This window comes from Vulcanisaeta distributa DSM 14429, assembly GCF_000148385.1.
Lineage (GTDB): Archaea > Thermoproteota > Thermoprotei > Thermoproteales > Thermocladiaceae > Vulcanisaeta > Vulcanisaeta distributa.
The window spans coordinates 1,554,042-1,573,411 of sequence record NC_014537.1; the positions used below are offsets into that span (position 1 = coordinate 1,554,042).

Consider the following 19,370-nt stretch of genomic DNA (forward strand, 5'->3'; position numbering starts at 1 on the left):
TTTCACGAAAACGTGAAAAAGTTATTAATGAATTCCCCAATACCCTAGCAAAATGGCAAGCAATTCCTGGGGAATTGCTGGATAAGTTGCTTTGTCAAGCCCCGTGGGCTCCTCACGGGGCGCCAACCCATTTTCAGTTCTGGGTGGCACGGCTCCGTGGGGATCGCCCATGGGGCATGAGGCATCAAGGTGAGGGAGTATGGAGGGTGGAGAGAAGCGAATAAACGAGCCAAATAAAAACAAAGGGGAGGGAGAGGGACCAAGGAAGGGCAGGGAAATACGCAAGCCACCAAATGAGGGCATCGACGACAACGCACCAAGTGAGGAGGAGGTTAGGGCGGCTATTTTGGAGCTTATTAAGAGACTGAGGAGGCATGAGGATGTGATTAGGAGTGGTAAGATGTTTAGTGAGATCAAGGCTGAGTTGGGGAGGTTGAGGAATGAGGTTGCGAAGTATGGCATTGATGGTTTTGAGAGGGTATTTGATGAAATGGAGAAATACGTCATGAGGGTAGAGGAGAAGTTCAAGAGGTACCATGCTAAGGAAATTCAAGGTCTCGTTGAAGAAATCGAACGGGGACAGATAAAACCAAAGGGAAGATCAATTAGATCTAGGTATATAACCCTGAGTTTTTCAACACCAAGCTATCAAGCAACATATCAAATATTGCTCAAGAAAATTGGGAGCATAACTGTCAAGGCACCCAAAGTTTTGCCGTACGATGTAATTACGCCACTGCAGTGGGGACTACTATTAAGCGACGCCACGGTGAGGATCTATTACCCAGCTATGGAGACTGTGAGCATGTTTCAGATCATGCTATTTATGTTAGCGTTTCCAGGTAGAATACGAATAGATGCTACAAAGCTTGATGTTAATAAAGACGGCGTAAAAATAGTATGGCGTGTAGAATCAAAGGACTGGGACCCACCATCGTTGCCTGAGTGTGAGGATGAGGATGAGTGTCAGCAAATTAATGAGGAGGATGCGTATATCGCATTATTTGCAGGTTTGATGGGAGATGGCTCATTTGGTACAATAAGGAGAAGGAATCACGTTTATCCAAGGATTCGTTTGACGACGACAGAAAAATATAGATGGGAACCGATACTAAAGAGTATAAAGATAAAGTATTATGAAGAACCTTATAAAAATGGCATAATAAATATTACGTTTTGTTGTTCATATGCTGTTGAACTAATGCAAAGAATTAAGGGTATCTTTGTAGGAAAAGCACCAATATTGTTAAGATTGCTAGATATATTAGTTAATGAAACAAAGATAGAAAGAGTAAGACACATTATGAACATGGAGATTAGGAAGTTGGGAGAGTTTAGTGTGGAATTGCTTGGCTATTTATTTCATGTGAATATAAGTGGCAGTTGGAGTATTATGTTCATGAAAAGGATGAGTGATGTAGAGAGAGCGAATGCAATAGCAACAGAGGTCGCGCAATATTACGGGCTTAGTAATGATGATATTAAGGTTTATCCTGAGTCCCATGCCATAATAATAAAGCCATCAGGCATACTAAAAATAATAATGAGGGATGAGAAGGTAAAGGAGGAAACCATAAGAGTACTCTGCAAAAATATCAAGACGAGAAGAGAAAAAGTAAAATAATTAGCATTTTGAAGAAAGTCATACCCACAAAGGGGGCGGCCGCGGTATGTCTGAGTCGCCAGCTACTCAGGAGAACTGGATAGGCGTCAATGGTAGGTCGGTTAGGTATCTGGTATATGGTGATGGTAAACCCATGGTCATGGTTCATGGATATAACTTCAACGCTAATGACTGGATTAACTGCTGCGGTAATGACTTCCCTGGGTTTAAAATATATGCGTTGGATATGCCCTATGGACCTAGGTCGAGGAGTGATCACTTCATGCCTAAGGATGATAATGATTATGCCAATCACCTACATGCCATAATTAAGGCGTTGGGCATTGAAAACCCGATACTTATTGGCGCGAGTTTGGGTGGCGAGACCGTACTTAGGTACCTAGCGCTTAACTACCCAGCGACTGCGGGTATAGTTATTGGTCCCGTGAGGGTACCCAGTATTGACCTGTCAAGGATAAGGGTTCCCGTAATGGGTATTTGGGGGAGTAATGATAAGGTCTCGGGTAGGGAGAACATGGAGGCCATGAGGAGGGCCGGCTTTAGGGTTGAGGTGATCAATGGAGCTGGTCACCCTGCTTACCTCGATAAGCCCAGGGAATTCGTGAGGTTAGTGCTTGATTTTTTAAGGTCCATTAATGTCATTTAGTGTACAGTTAGCGGTTAATACCCATGTATTATCTACGTAATAATTACTTATTATAAGGTATAGCATAATTTAATGCTGGACTATAGTCTATACCGTGGATAGGGTCGACCTGGCCTACGTAGTTGGTGTTGTGCTCGGTAAGGAGGATGTTGACGGAATTAGGGTTGCGTATACCACATACACGAGCACACTGGGTAAGTGGGTTAGGGACCCTGAGGGTGTTGTTCAATACCTAGTGAATATTGGCAAGGCTAAGGTTGTTAAGAGTGGCCAGGGTAGGAGTGTGATATTGACGGATAGGGAGATGATGAGTAGGGTGAATAACCTATTAATGCCTAGGGAGGATGTTGACCCACTAACGCTGGTTATTGAAGGCATTAGGAAGCTGGCGAATCCCTTATCTGGCTATGCGGATATTGGTGATATTATTAAGTACATAGAGGGTAGACTTAATGTACCCACTAAGGAGGCTGAGGAATTCCTGATTAAGGTAATTAAGTTCCATAGGGGTAGGTTCGTATTTGCACACGGTGGTTCCCGCAGGTTAAAAATTGGTTCTTCATACTATGGCTTGATAAAGGTGGTGGGTGATGCAGAGACTCTTGGTTCCTAATAGGGGCTCAGTTATAAGATTGCTTGGTCCTTCGTGGAGAGCGGCTAGGGAGAAGCTATTGAGTATGATTCGTGAGGATTACCAATTAATTGCAATAATTGGCAGGGCAGGCGCTGGGAAGACAACCTTACTCCTCAGTCTTGAGGGTATGGGTGATGGCGTCTTCATGTATACTGACATGACTGAGGTTAGGGATAGGGACTTATCGGCGATTGTATCCACGGTATTCGCAGACAACACCCACGTGGTTAGGGATGTACAGGAGAGATTGAAGAAGACAGGTGTCAAGGGGTTGCTCAAGGCCTTCGCTAAGGCAAGCCCTGATGAGGTTGTTGAAAGCGCCAGGCTTAAGCCAATGGAGACCCTGAAATTACTTAATGATGCGATTGAGCTATTAGGTATGTCACCACTGGTGATTGGAGTTGATGAGGGCCTGCTTAGTCAGGATGATCCGAGGGCAATGGACTTCATAAATTCAATACACGCATTTAGGAATAATATGCAGGCAATGCCATCAACTAAAATAGTAATAACACTACTCCCTGACGTGGTTAACCTAATATCGAAGGTCGATACACCACTATTTGACATACTGAGACTAGGCGCAATAACACTACCAGACTACGTAACAAGGGAGGACCTAAAGGAGGTTATTCAGGAATACGGACTGAGCGAGGTAGATCTAAGCAAGATAGAGGCGCTGGGCCCATTAACCATGAGACAGCTCATATGCTTAATGAACACAAAAATGGATGTAATAAAGTGCGGAATAGACACAGCAGGAGAAATATCAATAGAATGAGACTTAAAATGACCTTATCTCTCGATATATAAAACGTAAAATAATGACTTATGTTGGAGCCCCGGCCGGGATTCGAACCCGGGACCTCCCGCTTACAAGGCTTGCACGGGGCTGCCGCCCCAGGGCGCTCCGACCAGGCTGAGCTACCGGGGCGTGTGTGTGTTTCCCTGTGGAATTTTAAGTTTTTCGTGATGTTATTGCATGGCTTTTTCCGCGAGTTCCCTAACCTTACTTATCAATGTCCTTATATCCCTAGATGCAGATTCATCATCTGGGTATGGACTTAGTATACTCTGTTTATCTGGCCCATTGTATTGGTACTCATATAACCATAATGCCATGTTTGTATATACATCAATATCACCACCTACTACCTGAGCCACAGGCTTCAGTACTGTTGTTGGCATAACAGCCACAATCCAATAAACCTTCTCAACCCTTACCCTAAAACCCCCTAACCTCTTTATACCTGGAAACAACTTCCTTAATTCACTTATTTTATCCACCGCGTATGCCGCTACCAATGCCTTCCAGGCCTGGAATGCCTTGCCCGCTGCGTTTCTTATGAATCCCTGATTTAGAAAGGACTCCGCCAGCTCAGTCTCATACATTGCCTCCCTTAACCTAACCTCCCTATACTTATTGAGGTCGAACCAAGGCTTGGGTAATTGCTCCACCATAAGGTGGTGCTGTCCTTACTTAAAAATGCTTAATCATTAACGATTATGGAATGCTCATGGTTTTACGGCCTATCCACTATCCTTCTTTGCTGTGTCATCGGTACCCTTGTCCTACTCCAGGATGTTGCTATCGCCACGGCTACTAAGGCTAGGGATGCCCTGAAGGCCATGTGTAGGCTGTTTATGAATGGCGCCATTAGGCTTGGTGTCAATACCGAGGTCCCCACGAATATTTGGAAGGCAACACTCCTCGGTATCGCCATTGATGAGACCACAATGGCTATTATGAAACTGAGCAGTATGCCTATATTGCCGATTGTCCTGTTCGTGCCGGAGGCTATCCCATACATGTCCCTCGGCACGTCCAGCATCACCATCTTACCATTGGCCGCGAAGAACATGCCAGCCCCAACACCACTTATCGACGCTATTATCGTTATGTAGTAGAACGGTGTCGTCAACGTCAATAACGTATCATACAGTACGTAGGCCACGGCCTGAAGCATGAGGCCTATTGACGCTATTACCCTAGCGTCGGACCTATCCGCTAACCTACCACCGAAGGTCGCCGCTATTGAACCGAGTAGGTAACCAGGTACTAGCCATATTGATGCGTAAAATGGGTTTAGTCCCCTGACCCCCTGTAAATACATTATTAGTAGGAATAATATTGCGTTATTGGCCATGTACTGGAAGAAGTAAGAGAAGCTTGATAGTGTGAACATTTTAATCCTGAAGAGTCTTAGGCTTATTAATGGTGACTTTGCCCTAGTCTCTATGTATATAAATATAGCAAATAAAGCTAGCCCTAATAGTATCATTAAACCTACGACATTGTTATAACCAACCCCGGCATAGGTTATCCCCGCCATTGATAGAAGGCCGAGGGATAACCCAAGGGTTATTGCACCGTAAATGTCGAAGTCCTGCTTAACCCTGACACCCCTATCCTTTAAGTATGCCAGGCCGGTTATGAAGCTGAATATCGCTATTGGGACGTTTATGTAAAATATCCATCTCCAACCAATGAACGTGGTTATGATACCACCAGCCAATATACCAGCCACAGCGCCCAGGTTCCAACCCATTGACGTTGTCCCAAACACGAAACCCCTCTCCTCAGGCCTGAAGTAATCACTGGCTATGGCCATGGTATTACTTGTCATTAATGATCCACCAAGCGCTTGTATAGTCCTAAATCCAATAAGCTCTATGGCACTTGTCGATAAGCCACATAACGCGCTGCCTATACCGAAGAGTATCATGCCAAAATTAAACATTTTAGCCCTGCCCTTTAAGTCACCGAGCTTTCCCAATTGCGTTGAGAATATCGTGACGGTGAGTATATAAATTAATATTACCCAGACGAGTATTGATAGGTCTGTGTGAAGTGCCGTAAGCATTACAGGTAATGCCAACACGACGATGGTACTGTCCAGTGCGGTCATGAATGTCGCTAGGGTAAGCAGCACCAAGACTATAAATTGTGTCTTATCCATCAATTACATCGGTTGCTTCAGACTCCTTTAAACCTTTATTACAAAGACCAAACTTAAAAATGAGCGCATTATTGGAATTATATGACGACGATTAAGGATATAGAGATATACTCAGTCAGTGACCTGGCGACCGCTAAGGCATCGCCGTGGGCTTCTGTCTCGATAATTGTTAGGGTTGTCACAAGTGATGGACAGGTTGGTTATGGGGAGGCCGTGCCCACCCTCAGGGTTAACCAAGTCGTTAAGGCCATTGAGGAGGTTAGGAGGTTCATGATTGGTAAAGATCCATTTAGGATTGAATATTTATTCAGAGAATGGTATAAGCATGAGTTCTACATTAGCCGTTCGTTTGAGGCAGCTACTGCGTATAGCGCTGTTGACATAGCACTACACGACCTACTGGGTAAGTACCTCGGTGCGCCCATATATCAATTCCTCGGCGGCCTTGTTAATGAGAAGATTAAGGCTTATGCAAATGGTTGGTATAGTGACTGCGTAACACCTGACGACTTTGCGAAGAGGGCTAAGGAGGTTGTGTCCATGGGTTTTAAGGCTATGAAATTCGACCCATTCGGGCCGTACTTCGATCATATGGATGAGGAGGGCCTTGAGGAGGCTGTGGAGAGGGTTAGGGCTGTTAGGGAGGCTGTGGGTAAGTACGTGGACATATTAATAGAGGTTCATGGCCGCTTCAATGTTAATACGGCTATTAAGATGGTTAAGGCCATGGAGCAATTCGACCCATTGTTCATCGAGGAGCCAGTACACCCTGACCTGAACTTTGAAGGTCTCGCCAAGATAAAGGCTGCGGTGCCCGGCGTCCGAATTGCGGTTGGTGAGAGGATAATCAGTGTTGAGGAGGCACTGCAGCTCCTGGAGAGGGGTTTGGTGGATGTTCTTCAGCCTGACATAACCAATGCCCTGGGTTTCACGGGTATGAGCAGGATTAGGGCTTTAACCGAGGCATATGGGGTCGAGTTGGCGCCGCACAACGCCTTTGGCCCTGTGCAGCACGTCGCGACTCTACAGTTTGATGCAAGTGCATATAACCTGCTAATTCAGGAGAGCTTCTACGAATTCTGGCCTCAGTGGAAGAGGGATATCATCAACAATGCCATTAGGCTCGAGGATGGTTATTACAGGGTGCCCAACAGACCTGGCCTTGGTGTTGACGTTAATGAGAAGGTTCTTGCCGAGATGAGGTTTGAGGGTATGGAGCCATTCCATGAGGAGGAGCCTGTCTGGGTCATAAAGGGCACATGGAAGAGGTATAGGTAATCCCGAGTTATTGATTTAAATTAGACATTAAATATCAATATTTATAATGTCGAACGATATAAACGCAATAATAAGTCAGCTCACGGACTTGGAGAAGAAGATACTTGCCCACATATACCATTATGGGCCAGACACGCCCTGGTTACTGGCGAGAAGACTACTTGGTGCTGCTGGCTGGAGACCAGTAGTGCCTGAGGATGAGGTTGAGAGGGCTGTCCAACGCCTGGTTCAGCTTGGTTTATTGCAGGAGTTTAGGGGTTCGCTTAAGGGTAAGGTTACATCATCGGTTAAGCCCTGGCTGAAGGTTAAGCAGCGTAACCCTGAGAGACGTGGTAGGGGCATTTACTATGACCTAACGAAGATCGGTAAGAAGGTGGCTGGTGAGGTTTGGAAGAACTATGTTAGGCCGAATATTAAGAAGATGCGTAATAATCAATCATAGGTAGGGCTTGTACCAGGGATCGCCGAGGCTTGGTCTTACAATACTTGAAGTGTTCTTTACAAATTTCTCCTTGTTTTTAATGGTGTTAATTAGTAATTGAATGTCAAGTGGAAGACTTGGACCAAAGTGTGCAAGGACATCATTCGGCGTATGTATTGTTGGTCTGTTTATCCAATTCGTTTCCTGTGGTCTGTAATCCTTTGTCTTTCCCTCATAAATCACTAGTTGCGGGTTAACTCTGTTAATTATGTTTAAAGCGCCATCCTTATTTGTGATAAGCTCAACGCATTTAAGGCCTCTTACGTACTTAATACCAACTCTTTCAAGTGTTGATGCTATGTATGATGTCTCACAGGGTATTACGTAATCACCGAGGGACAGAACGACTATCACATTCTCCACATCAATGGAGTGCTTCAATAGGTCCATGTATATACCCATTACCCTCTGTGCCTCTTCGTCTAAGTCAAGTAATTTACCTATCATCTCGAAGGAGCTTATGATGGCGTTTAAATTCACGGGCATTGGGACTGCGAGTACGGGAGCAATGCCGCTTAATGGCTCGACTAAATGTCTCTGTACTGGGTATGAGAGTATTATTAGGTCGGGGCTTAGCCTTTTAATTGTCTCGATATCGGCTGACGTGAATGACCCTATCTTGACTGTTTTCATAGCCTCCCTGGGCCTGTAACTCCAGACGTCAGTGCCAATCACCCTATTACCTGCACCAATTATGAATAGGAATTCCGTTATTGATGGGTTGAGACTTACTATCCTGCGTGGTGTGCCGTCTAATGCCTTTGTTAGTAACACGGTTTTAATGATGCATTAAAGTTAATTTTAGTTTAATGCTTACCCCTTACTTGGTGATGAACCAGGACTTATATGAGCCGTGATTGGGTCTTCTCGCCACTGATGGTCAGCTGGCTCATAATTAATCATCAAATCATTGACTTAGCCGTCATCACCAGGTAATGTTTAAGGGAAAGGTTTATTAGCCCTTTGGCTTTCCGTGGCTTGATAATGTCATTTGACAAAGTAGGTAAATCGATAAAGGAGACCAATCAATTAATTACTCCGTATTATGAAAACGATGATTATCCAAGAAAAATCATCAGTAAATTATCGAGGCTAAGCACGGGCACCAAGACCATTTTCTGCCGGTGGCTTAAGTATGGCTTCATAGAGAGTGTGCAGGCGGAGGTCCTACCAACAGGCACGGTAATAATCACTGACTGGGCCTCTGAGGTTGATTCATTGATTCATGAGCTTATAAGCAATGGAATAGCACTCCTAAGTAATAATGGCTATGCCGAGATACCCTTAATGATGTCGCTGGCGGACCAGATAGACTTAGGCTTGGTTTGTGATGGTGATGATGGTTACTTAATCAGTGATAGCGAGGTAATATACCCAAGTCCGATGATTATGAGAGTTCCGCATTCTAAGGAAATTATTGAGGAGCCCTATGATGATTTAACCCGGTCTATGGCATCGGTCATTAGGAGATTTGATTATTACTTGGGTGGTAAGATAGTTCATGTTGGGGTTAATGTTAAGTCCATTGGTATAATGAACACCATTGTTTTTAGGAATCCGATCGACATCCTCGTGATAACAAATAACCACTCATCAATAGCCCATAAAATACTGGATCCAAGTAGGACCGTTCACAGAGGCTTATCGGCATTAGAGAGTTACTTAATGGATGGCGTGGACTACGCCGTGCTTATACATAAGTATACTTACTACGAGGTCCATGTAGAGACATTCAACAAAATAATGAGTAGGCAGTACATCAGAGATTCAGGCTTTGCGATTGTTCCTAATGAGCTTGATTACATAATATTCCTCAAATGGCCAAGGATGAATTCATTAATGATGAGGTCCCAGAGCGTTGCAAGTAGGCATTCATTAATTAATGGCGCGGTTAATTTCATGCTCAATGCCCGTTAAGCATTTATTTTACTAGTCATTAAGGCTGAGTCAATGTCCCTGGTTTGGGTTTATCATGGTAATGAGTATAGGAGAGTTTCGGACCTAGATCCTAACCAGGTAATGCTAATGATAAATAGTGGGTGTGATGGTGTTAGTCAATTAATTAATTACGTAATTAATAATGTGCTCCCAGTAAGTAATTATCGGAGTATAACTGCGAGGGTCTATCGAGGCAATGATGAGCATTTAGTACACTTTCTAATCAACTTATCGAGTGGTTCCGAGGAAGTTATTATTTTAGTGTCGAGGAATCCAGCTGATACTTTGTTCAATTACTATACATCAGCATTATCGGAAAATATTATTGAATGTAATTATGGTAAATAATGAATTAATTGTTTGAATTTTACGTTTATAATTGATAAATGTTATATATAAAATCACTAAATCATTAAATAATGGGCATTAAAAGGCAATACTTATTAATAGGTGTGTTATTGAGTATTCTGATGCCAACGGTATCCTATGGGAAGTTCACCATAGAAATACCCGTTAGAGTCAAATTGTTCATAGATGGCGAAGAGGTATCCTCAAGCAAGGGCAAGACATTTACCAGGGAGAACCCTGCGCAGTTTGACCAAACGATCGCCGTTATTGAGGAGGCCTCCACAGACGACCTTAACAGGGCTGTTGACCTGGCTAGGGAGGTCTTTGATAAGGATAAGTATGGCTGGGTTACGAACTATAGGCAGAGGCTTAGGATTTTATATAAAACGGCTGAGATACTTAGGGAGGAGGCCGAGAGGATAGCCGTTACGGTGGCGCTGGAGAATGGAATGCCCATTAGGCAGGCTAGGGCCCATGTACTCGCCGCAGCCGAAATTTTCGAATTCTACGCAGGCCTTGCCGATAAGGTCTATGGTGACTCCATCGTACTCAGCAATGGTAATGTGTCATTGATATTTAAGGAGCCTGTTGGGGTAGTTGCTGCCGTATCGCCATGGAACTTCCCGATGACTCAGGCGGCTAGGAAGATAGCGCCCGCCTTGGCTGCGGGCTGCACGGTGGTTTGGAAGCCAGCCAGTTACACACCTATGAGTGCCATGGAGATTTACAGAGCATTGGCTAAGGCTGGTCTTCCCAAGGGCGTTGTTAATGTAATCTATGGGCCTGGAGCCACTGTTGGTAATGAGTTGGTTAGGCACCCAAGGATTGATTACGTCAGCTTTACTGGAGAGACCACGACAGGTAAATTAATCATGCAGCAGGCGGCGGCCAGTATTAAGAGGATTGGGCTTGAGCTCGGTGGTAAGAACCCAGGTATTGTGTTTGATGATGCAAGTATTGAGGAGGCCGTTAGGGCTATTGTGTTTGGCGGTCTCAGGAATACCGGACAGGCCTGCGGCGCCATTAGTAGGGTATTGGTTCATGAGAGCGTGCATGAGAAGCTAGTCAATAGGTTGGCCGAGGTTGCTAAGGGCTTAGTCATTGGTTATCCACTTGATGATAACACGGACATGGGGCCACTCGTGTCCAAGGCCCAGGAGGAGAAGGTGCTTGGCTACATAGACTTCGGTAAGAAGGCTGGGTTCAAGGTGGCGCTTGACGGAGGTAAACTAAGCGGTGGCATATATGACAAGGGATACTTCGTGAGTCCCGTGATCTTTGACGATGTTGATCCAAAGAGTAGACTTGCCCAGGAGGAGATATTTGGGCCGGTCATAGCAGTCATACCATTTAAGACCGAGCAGGAGGCCATCGAGATAGCGAATAACGTGATTTACGGACTCACAGCATCCATATTCACCAAAGACCCAGCAAGGGCCCTAAGGGTGGCCAGGAAGCTCCAGGCAGGCACAGTATGGATTAACGACGCCTACACACAACCAACAGAAGGCATCTGGGGCGGCTATAAGCAGTCAGGCATTGGACGTGAACTAGGCCTATACGGCCTTGAGGAATTCCTAGAGATCAAGCAGGTCTACGTAGACACCACGGGCAGCCTTGATAGGCCGCACTGGAGGACCGTGATGAAGATTGATAAGCTATGAGCAAGTCCCCATTAAATAAGCTGTAAAACTAATCATTACCTCTCACCTTACTTAACAGAGCTGGTGAAGTAATGTATTACCCATGGCTATAACGCCTTGAAGAATATCGAGATCAGAGAGTCCATATGGGATCACGATCACCTAGCATTACATGCTAGTTACGGTTAAATCGAAATATTATTAATTTTCAATTCTGCTCGACTCACTTTTTGTGAATAGCCAAAGCAAAGGGTTTAGTGTGGAGCATTATTGATGATGATGAGTCCTAAGTTTAAGTTGATTACTATCGCCTTGATAGTTATGGTTGTGACTGCCGTTACCATGCTTATTGCGTACTCACCGAGACTCTTTACCTGGCATAAAGCTATGAGTAAGGTAGGTAATACCGTGATTAACGAATCCGTGATAGCTAATGGGCGATCAACAATAAGCCTAAACATGCCAATCTATGTGGTTGGACCATCAACGTTGATCCAGAAATTGATTGACACTGGTATCAATCAGTCACTTATCAAGTCCATAAGCCTTAATCAACTCCCTGAGCTACCCAATGATAGTATTGTCGTTATTGATTGGTCCCTAATTAAGTCAAGCCTAGTCATCGGCGATCCGATGAGTAAAGTAACCATTAACCTAACCAGCCCTATCACTCGTGAACTAGCTGACTCTATTGCTAAGGGGGACATCGTAGGTATTTACGCAAATGGAAGTGATGAGGGTATCATCGAGTTCGTGCTAGCCTATTCATGGGCGGTGGCCACGAATCACAGGTTAATATTCACTAATGGGGAGCCAAGTAATGACTACCTACTAGCCTACCCAATAATACCAGTTAACATGCACCAACCAATGATAATTATTGCTAAACGTATTGGGGTTGAAGGGCTGGTGATAGGTCCCGTGTACCTGAACCAATTACCAGTGGTCATAATGAACATGATGATGCCAGCAATCGTGATTGGTGAGATTGCGGATCCATGCTATGTCGAGTTTGCTAAATTCCAAGGTAAAGGTTATGCCAGCTTAGCGCCTGGAATATATGTTAATAATGGTACGTTGGTGTGGACGACCCCCATGTTCCTTTCTAAAACATTTAGTGATTATGGCATAGAGGCCTACGTGGATGGTAATGGGACATATTACTGGGATACCTGCCTTGCAACGTTTAACCCTCTTGGAAACACCGGTGTTAGGCTATACTATCCTCCTGCGTACTATTTCCTTATTAATGTTCTTGGTTTTGAAGCCTATACCGAGAGTACGGCAATGTATGATAATTATGGCTATATAAATGATCAAGTTGGCGCTATTGATTACTACTCTGGTTATCAATTATTTAAGGAGGGCATAACCAACGCATTAGTTGGTGATGTGCTTGGTGGCTTTAACACTGAATCGTGGAATCCACCGCCAATAAGCACGAGCAGTTACGATGCATTCTTTGGCGTGTATTTAGGGGGAGTGCCGTCTGTCACGGTTGGAATGGATCTTCCTCTCGGTGCCAGTGAGACCATTATTGCTTCATTTAATCCTCAGGCAGCTCCGGAGTTATTTGGCATGATGATACAGGTACCCAATATTACGTGGATATTCGATATAGGCTATGGTGCTAATGGTGCAATATTCCCAAACTCCTTTGAAGACATATCACCGGCTAGCGTATTTATGCCAAACTTGTCATTTTCTATTGCGCAATTTAATGTTGATTTTGAAAATAGCGTCATTACGGCTCAATACCCATGTGCCTATGAGATTTATCAGATAATTTGGGTCGATACCACCTGGGACATTGTTGTGGTTCCACAGTCAGGTGGTACGGTGAGTCTCTCTCAATCAAGTCTCTTGCTAAATAGTGCAAATGCACCACCAGGTACGTACATAACTGGTATTACGTCGTATTACATGCCAATAATATGTAGCGGTTAATGGGTCGGTGATTAACGGCCTTTCTATCATAATTATCAGTAACCTAAAATTATTATCATTTATTTACGGGTATTTATTGAGTATATTTTATTAATTTATTCATTGAATGATCAGTAAGATTTTTAAGTTGGACATCAACATGCGGGAATGTGTTGAATGTAAGTGTTGAGTTTGGGGATGATGTTAAGGAATTGATTAAAAATATGAAGGAGAAGTACGGCGATATCATTATAATCCTTGGACACGGATGCTGCTCACCAACGGAACCGCAGATATATAGGGCTAGTGATTTCATCGTTGGTAGTGATTATGTTGAGGTTGGTAGGGTTGATGACGTGCCGTTTTACATAGAGCGTAATTTGGCGGAGTCCTACAATGGTTGGGTACTCACGCTTAGGGTTGAGCCGCTTAATGGGGCTGTTGATGATTCATTCTCGCTTGATGTGCTTGAGGGTGTTAGGTTGAGGCTTGGTTTTAAGGCTATGAAGGTTTCATTATCGAAGAACCTAAGTATGAAGCTTCCTCAATAATGGGCTTGATTATTGGGTGGGAAGGGTTATTAGGATTTATTGCAGGTAAGTATTGTAATGATTGATTTTGCATCGGCAAGGAGGAGATTGGTTAATATGCTTAAGGATGAGGGGATAATCAGGAGTGATAGGGTTGAAAGGGCCATGCTAAGCGTACCCCGTGAAGAATTCCTACCAAGCTACCTAAGGCTTTACGCCTATGAAGATACACCACTCGAAATTATGTATGGCCAAACAATCTCAGCGCCTCACATGGTCGCCATGATGTGCGAATTACTTGATCTTAGGCCTGGGCTTAGGGTACTTGAGGTTGGCACGGGCACTGGATACCACGCCGCAGTGTGTGCTGAAGCCATGGAGAGGAAGGGCACAGTGTATACTATTGAGTATTACCCAGGCCTTGCCCTCTACGCCACTCAAAACCTGGCTAAATTGGGTTACTTAGGCGTTGTTCATGTGTTCATTGGCGATGGCTCAAAGGGCCTGCCCAGGTATGCGCCGTTTGATAGGATACTCGTTACCGCAGCCGCCCCCAGGGTGCCGCCCAAGTTACTTGAGCAGTTATCGAGTGATGGCATAATGGTTATACCAATTGAGGAGAGGTTTACCCAGGTACTCTACGTGGTTACTAAGGAGGATGGTGTACCCCACATGAGGCCCGTGACCTACGTATCCTTCGTCAAGATGAGGTATAGCGAGGAATAATGCTTTTAATCCGATATTGAAAAATAAGTTGGTTATGATAAAGTTAAGCAGTGGTAGGAAGAAATTGATATTGTTTACGACGTCCCTAGCCGCCTTCCAAACGCCCTATAACTCAACCGTTCTCTCCTTCATAACGCCGGTATTGGGTAGGTACTTCCATGTACCACTGGATGTTCTAATTTACGTACCAATAATATACCTTATACCATTACCAACATTAATGATAACCCTGGGCAGGTTAAGCGATATATACGGTAGGGTCAGAATGTTTAGGGTGGGCTTCATACTGTTCCTAATAGGTTCAATACTCGGCTCATTAGCGCCCAACATTTACGTATTAATAATTGCGTCATTAATAATGGGTTTTGGTTCATCAATACTATCACCAGGCTCCGCCGCCATTGTGAGCCAGGTATTTCCTGAGGGTGAGCGTGGATTTGCCCTTGGTATAAACGCGATGGCTGTTTACCTGGGCTTAACGTCGGCCCCATTCTTTGGCGGGTTAATAACGCAATTCCTTGGTTGGAGGTTTGTCTTGATAATAACTACTGTGTTAACGGCGGTTGGTCTGGCGATATCCTGGCTCTCGATGGAGGGTATTGAACTTCCTAGGCGTGTTGTGAGGGTTGATTACTTGGGTGCCCTTACCTTCACTTTAGCAATTTTGTCCATTGTGATGTACTTAATATTGTCGGCCGTGAGTGGGTGGCTGCGTTACCTATACCTATTAATTATTGGCATCGCGTCTCTTACGGCATTTATAGTGATTGAGAGGAAGGTCGTGAATCCAATGCTTGACCTTAACCTATTCACTAGGAATGTTTCGTTTATGGCTGGGAACATAACCGCACTGCTTAACTACATTAGTACGTACTCGGTACCATTCCTATTCTCACTATACCTGCAGGTCGTCCTTGGTTATAACCCATTCATTGCCGGGTTGATCCTAGTCTCGGAGCCCGTGTTCATGGCGGCATTATCGCCCGTCAGCGGCAAGCTCTCTGATAAGTATGGCTCTAGGGAGATAGCGGCATTGGGCATGGGCTTAATAGGCCTGGCCTTCGTAATGCTCCTACTCCTGAATATTAAGTATGCCATCTACATAGCCATCTCCCTAATGGTCCTGGGGATAGGCTTCGGCTTCTTCTCAGCGCCTAACACGAACTCGGTCATGGGCTCAGTCACCCCTGATAAGTACGGAGTTGCCTCCGGCGTCCTAGGCACAATGCGTTTCATGGGTCAGTTACTGAGCATTACCGTGGCCAGCGCAATACTGGTTAGTTACCTGGGTAGGTACGCAGGCCTTTACCTATTCACGGGCATAATGATGGGTAATATCACGGTATACCAATCATTCATTACTGGGTTGAGAATAGTGCTGGTGATATCGGCCGTGCTAAGCTTCTTAGGCGTATACACATCATTACTGCGTGAGAAATAAATAATTACTATTACTGGTAATGACTTGACCTATGAGGTCACGCGTATTAGTGATGCTTGGCGTGTTAATACCATTCTTAATGAGTGCGTATTGTGTATTCTCAATAACGTACCTATTCCCTGAAATTGCGAGGGTAATGCATGTAAGTATATCTGCATTATCATTTACAGTCACCTTATCATTCATTGGCGGCGCGGTGGGTGGTGTTATCATCGGGATGATTGCGGACGCTTACGGTCGTAGGGTTGGACTGGCAGTGTCCATTATATTATTCTCCATAGCGACGTTAACCGCGGGTTTTGCAATGAACATATGGGTATTATACATAACCTGGTTTCTCGTTGGCTTTGGCGTTAATCCTGAGAATGGAATTACATACTCAGTGATCGCTGAAAACTGGTCCAGGGGCAGGGGGTTAATTGGTGGTGTTGTTCAGGGCCTTTACTTTGTGGGGTTGATGATAGACGCCATAGTGACTAGTCTAGTGGCAGAATGGAGACTCGCCCTCATGCTTATTGGTATTACTAGCTTATTGGTCTCACTTCCCTGGGTTTTTATAATTCCTGAGACGGTCAGGAAGGTCGGAATCACTAGGGTCAATTACAGCGAATTATTCAGTGGTAATTACCTGTTGATAACGATATTCGGCACAATACTGGTGGCCTCCGCATTCCTACTAACGGTGCCCCTAGCCAGTTTAGCGCCGACATACATGAGGATCATTGGAATCGAACCACTAAGCACCTGGTTAATAGTCCTACCCATAATTGGTGCTGTGGCCTATGGATTGGCTGGCTACCTATCAGATGTGATTGGTAGGGATAGGACATTGATAATACTCTCCATAGTTGCCCTAATAGCCTCAATACTGCTCATTATAGTATCAACCACGGCTCCATTAATGCACGTGGTACCCTACTCATTAGCTCTGGCGTACTTCTCAAGCTCAGTATTTGCATACTTAGGTGTTTGGATGAGTGAATTATACCCAATTAGGATTAGGGCTACTGCTTCGAATTTCATATTTACCCTAGGCAGGTTATTGGGTGGTATTGGACCGGCCTTGGTCGCTATGGCATTCAGTAATGACTTAGGGCTGGGCATTGGCATTGTAATGGCAATATGCTCAGTACTGGCATTGATATCTACGGTAAACCTAAGAAGCGTTACACACAGAGTTATGTTTGATTAACCCTTAGACCCAACCTAAAGTTTCAACAATAGTAAAAATCCCCTAGCAATTCACCTTTTAACCCACTCCTTAATTACGTTCATTGTTAAGTACTTAAGCCCCATGTTAGACTTGATGGTATCCCACTCGTAGAGTATCCTAACGGCTTCATTAGCCACCTTTATCGCATCTTCGACTCCGGCATCTGGCACAAATTCGTTAGTCTTTCTATTAGCTATTACTGCCATGATGCCCCCAGCCCTTGCTCCATGTATGTTGGCTATTGTGTATATGGTTGCGGCCTCCATCTCGAAGTTTAGCACGTTCATTGAGGATAATGTATCAACAATATCTCTTGACCAGGGTGGTTGATAGTCCCTGAATCCTGGTCTGCCCTGGCCCACGTAGAAGTCCGCCGTGGATGCTGTTAATCCAACGTGATATTTAACGCCAAGCATCTCTGCAGCTGTTATAAGGGCTAGAACCACGTCGTAGCTGGCCACTGCCGGGTATTCAGGCATTGCGTAGGCATTGCTTGCTCCGTCAAATCTAACGGCACCGGTATTAATGATGACGTCACCAACCCTAATCCACTCATGTAGTGCCCCAGTCGTGCCAACCCTAATGAAGGTATTTGCGCCGAGAGTAAGTAATTCCTCGATGGCTATTGCCGCCGCAGGCCCACCAATCCCAGTGGATACAGCCGATATTGGGGCGCCCTTGTAAGTGCCTGTGTAGGTTACGTACTCCCTATGCGTTGCCACGGCGCGGGCAGAATCCCAGTACCTGGCGATCCTGGGTACCCTGTCAGGGTCGCCTGGTGTTAATACGTATGGTGCTATGTCACCGGGACCAGCCATTAAGTGGTATACCTTTGTACCCACTGTTGGTCTTAGTGCGGACATTGGCCAATTGGCGATGGTATTTTTTAAAGAATTACCATCACATAAGTAAAACGGGTCAGGAATTAGTGCTTCGACTTGGAACAGATGGCGTGCGTGGCATAATCTATGAGGGCTTTAACGTGAAGTTCACGGCTGTTCCCACTAGGTCAGTCTTTCATTATTGGTTTGGTAAATCCCTGGGTTGAGGTCAAGTACTAAGAGCAAGGTTAATAATGATGAGAACTAGACCCGCAATGTGAGGGTATTCATTAAGTGGTGTGGACTGCCCTGGTGCATGTTTGTCGGCTCATGGCTATTTGAGGGATTGGAGGTTGTTAAGTACGTTAGGGATGCCACGCCGGTAGCACCGCCTGAACCCATAGTTGAGTTGGGCAGTGTTAGTGGTGATGTACTTAGGCAGTTATTGAGTAGGCTTAGGCAGTTGATATCGTTGGCGAGCGTGGTTGCGTGGATCAAGAGGGTTGGTCTTAGGGTCTTTATCCATGGTTCAGCAATTCCCGAACCAATGAATGACTTTATCAGGGCGGCATTGGCTGGTGGTGCGGATGGAGTGTTTGTAGATGACATTGTAAATGTTAATAGTGACCTCATAGATACTGTGCACGTTAATCAGAGGGTTGGTGAGAATTCTGTGAATTACATAGTCATAAGCCCTGATATGCCTCATCAGCATTCAATTAGGGCATACGGCATCATCATTAAGGATGCCGTCATTGACAGGAACTGGCTATTACGCGTTAGGGATATGCTTAGGTCGGTCTATGGTAATAAAGAGTTCTTAGTAATGCTCGATAATTCATCACTGAGGAGGGAAGTTATTGAGGAATTGCAGGATGTAGTCGATGGTGTGGTGGTTATGGAGATACCAAGCCTGGTCTCACTGGGCTTTGATGACCACAGGGCGCTTAATGTGTTTAGGTGCGTTAGTTGCTACATTGATTTTGAGACCGAGGGCGAAATGAGGAAGTGCCCGAGGTGCGGTAATAGGCTAAGACCCGTTATTAAGCGTTGGGATAAGTTTACGGTAATCGAGCCAAAGGTACTGAGGCTTAAGGCGAGTGATGAGATTAAGTATATGCGGTTAAGCCCACCCAAAGTTATTAATTACTGAGACATTTC

19 protein-coding genes and 1 tRNA gene are annotated in these 19,370 nt (G+C 44.8%); 15 read left to right on the forward strand and 5 right to left on the reverse strand.

Going from position 1 to position 19,370, the window contains the following annotated elements:
* Positions 1-199: 199 nt before the first annotated feature.
* The 4 genes from VDIS_RS08080 to VDIS_RS08095 all read left to right on the forward strand — a co-directional run bounded on the left by VDIS_RS08080 (position 200) and on the right by VDIS_RS08095 (position 3,685).
* Positions 200-1,624 (forward strand): hypothetical protein, encoded by a 1,425-nt coding sequence (locus tag VDIS_RS08080; protein ID WP_013336745.1) that lies wholly within the window; start codon positions 200-202, stop codon positions 1,622-1,624.
* A 46-nt stretch (positions 1,625-1,670) separates the two neighbouring features.
* Positions 1,671-2,270 (forward strand): alpha/beta fold hydrolase, encoded by a 600-nt coding sequence (locus VDIS_RS08085; RefSeq protein WP_013336746.1) that lies wholly within the window; start codon positions 1,671-1,673, stop codon positions 2,268-2,270.
* Between the two features lie 94 nt (positions 2,271-2,364).
* Entirely contained in the window at positions 2,365-2,883 is a 519-nt protein-coding gene (locus VDIS_RS08090) for a hypothetical protein (protein WP_013336747.1), read from the forward strand.
* The gene (locus VDIS_RS08095) at positions 2,861-3,685 is read left to right on the forward strand and encodes a P-loop NTPase family protein (RefSeq protein ID WP_013336748.1); all 825 of its coding nucleotides are present in this window, start codon (positions 2,861-2,863) and stop codon (positions 3,683-3,685) included. Before VDIS_RS08090 ends, VDIS_RS08095 begins: the two co-directional genes overlap by 23 nt.
* A gap of 54 nt (positions 3,686-3,739) precedes the next feature.
* Here VDIS_RS08095 and VDIS_RS08100 read toward each other — a convergent pair.
* The 3 genes from VDIS_RS08100 to VDIS_RS08110 form a co-directional block, all read right to left on the reverse strand.
* A tRNA-Thr gene (locus VDIS_RS08100) sits at positions 3,740-3,838 on the reverse strand.
* A 41-nt stretch (positions 3,839-3,879) separates the two neighbouring features.
* Entirely contained in the window at positions 3,880-4,362 is a 483-nt protein-coding gene (locus tag VDIS_RS08105) for a PaREP1 family protein (RefSeq protein ID WP_052885925.1), read from the reverse strand.
* Positions 4,363-4,427: 65 nt separating this feature from the next.
* Complete coding sequence (locus VDIS_RS08110) at positions 4,428-5,864, reverse strand: MFS transporter (protein ID WP_013336750.1); 1,437 nt, start codon at positions 5,862-5,864, stop codon at positions 4,428-4,430.
* An 81-nt stretch (positions 5,865-5,945) separates the two neighbouring features.
* Here VDIS_RS08110 and VDIS_RS08115 point away from each other — a divergent pair, with 81 nt between their 5' ends.
* Positions 5,946-7,142 (forward strand): mandelate racemase/muconate lactonizing enzyme family protein, encoded by a 1,197-nt coding sequence (locus VDIS_RS08115; RefSeq protein ID WP_013336751.1) that lies wholly within the window; start codon positions 5,946-5,948, stop codon positions 7,140-7,142.
* Between the two features lie 46 nt (positions 7,143-7,188).
* Positions 7,189-7,584 carry a hypothetical protein gene (locus tag VDIS_RS08120; protein ID WP_013336752.1) on the forward strand — a complete coding sequence of 132 codons (396 nt, stop codon included), beginning with the start codon at positions 7,189-7,191 and terminating at the stop codon, positions 7,582-7,584.
* Here the strand turns inward: VDIS_RS08120 and VDIS_RS08125 are convergent.
* Positions 7,579-8,397 (reverse strand): ABC transporter substrate-binding protein, encoded by an 819-nt coding sequence (locus VDIS_RS08125; RefSeq protein WP_013336753.1) that lies wholly within the window; start codon positions 8,395-8,397, stop codon positions 7,579-7,581. The two genes, VDIS_RS08120 and VDIS_RS08125, sit on opposite strands and share 6 nt — an antisense overlap.
* A 210-nt stretch (positions 8,398-8,607) precedes the next feature.
* Between VDIS_RS08125 and VDIS_RS08130 the strand changes: the two genes are divergently transcribed.
* From VDIS_RS08130 to VDIS_RS08165, 8 genes are all read left to right on the forward strand, one after another.
* Positions 8,608-9,540, forward strand: coding sequence for a hypothetical protein (locus tag VDIS_RS08130; RefSeq protein WP_013336754.1), 933 nt, complete (start codon positions 8,608-8,610; stop codon positions 9,538-9,540).
* A 33-nt stretch (positions 9,541-9,573) separates the two neighbouring features.
* Positions 9,574-9,909, forward strand: coding sequence for a hypothetical protein (locus VDIS_RS08135; RefSeq protein ID WP_013336755.1), 336 nt, complete (start codon positions 9,574-9,576; stop codon positions 9,907-9,909).
* A gap of 122 nt (positions 9,910-10,031) precedes the next feature.
* Entirely contained in the window at positions 10,032-11,573 is a 1,542-nt protein-coding gene (locus tag VDIS_RS08140) for an aldehyde dehydrogenase family protein (RefSeq protein ID WP_052885926.1), read from the forward strand.
* 258 nt (positions 11,574-11,831) lie between these two features.
* Positions 11,832-13,499, forward strand: a complete 1,668-nt coding sequence (locus VDIS_RS08145; protein WP_245522484.1) for a hypothetical protein — start codon at positions 11,832-11,834, stop codon at positions 13,497-13,499.
* A 149-nt stretch (positions 13,500-13,648) separates the two neighbouring features.
* Positions 13,649-14,029 carry a DUF779 domain-containing protein gene (locus VDIS_RS08150; RefSeq protein WP_013336758.1) on the forward strand — a complete coding sequence of 127 codons (381 nt, stop codon included), beginning with the start codon at positions 13,649-13,651 and terminating at the stop codon, positions 14,027-14,029.
* Between the two features lie 57 nt (positions 14,030-14,086).
* Positions 14,087-14,734 carry a protein-L-isoaspartate(D-aspartate) O-methyltransferase gene (locus tag VDIS_RS08155; RefSeq protein ID WP_013336759.1) on the forward strand — a complete coding sequence of 216 codons (648 nt, stop codon included), beginning with the start codon at positions 14,087-14,089 and terminating at the stop codon, positions 14,732-14,734.
* Between the two features lie 34 nt (positions 14,735-14,768).
* Positions 14,769-16,175 carry an MFS transporter gene (locus VDIS_RS08160; protein ID WP_013336760.1) on the forward strand — a complete coding sequence of 469 codons (1,407 nt, stop codon included), beginning with the start codon at positions 14,769-14,771 and terminating at the stop codon, positions 16,173-16,175.
* 31 nt (positions 16,176-16,206) lie between these two features.
* Positions 16,207-17,367, forward strand: coding sequence for an MFS transporter (locus VDIS_RS08165; protein ID WP_013336761.1), 1,161 nt, complete (start codon positions 16,207-16,209; stop codon positions 17,365-17,367).
* A gap of 50 nt (positions 17,368-17,417) precedes the next feature.
* Here VDIS_RS08165 and udp read toward each other — a convergent pair whose 3' ends face one another.
* On the reverse strand, positions 17,418-18,251 hold the full coding sequence (gene udp, locus VDIS_RS08170; RefSeq protein WP_013336762.1) for a uridine phosphorylase: 834 nt from the start codon (positions 18,249-18,251) through the stop codon (positions 17,418-17,420).
* Between the two features lie 235 nt (positions 18,252-18,486).
* On the opposite strand from udp, the gene VDIS_RS08175 reads away from it, so the two are divergent.
* Positions 18,487-19,362, forward strand: coding sequence for a hypothetical protein (locus VDIS_RS08175; RefSeq protein ID WP_148678292.1), 876 nt, complete (start codon positions 18,487-18,489; stop codon positions 19,360-19,362).
* Positions 19,363-19,370: the final 8 nt, after the last annotated feature.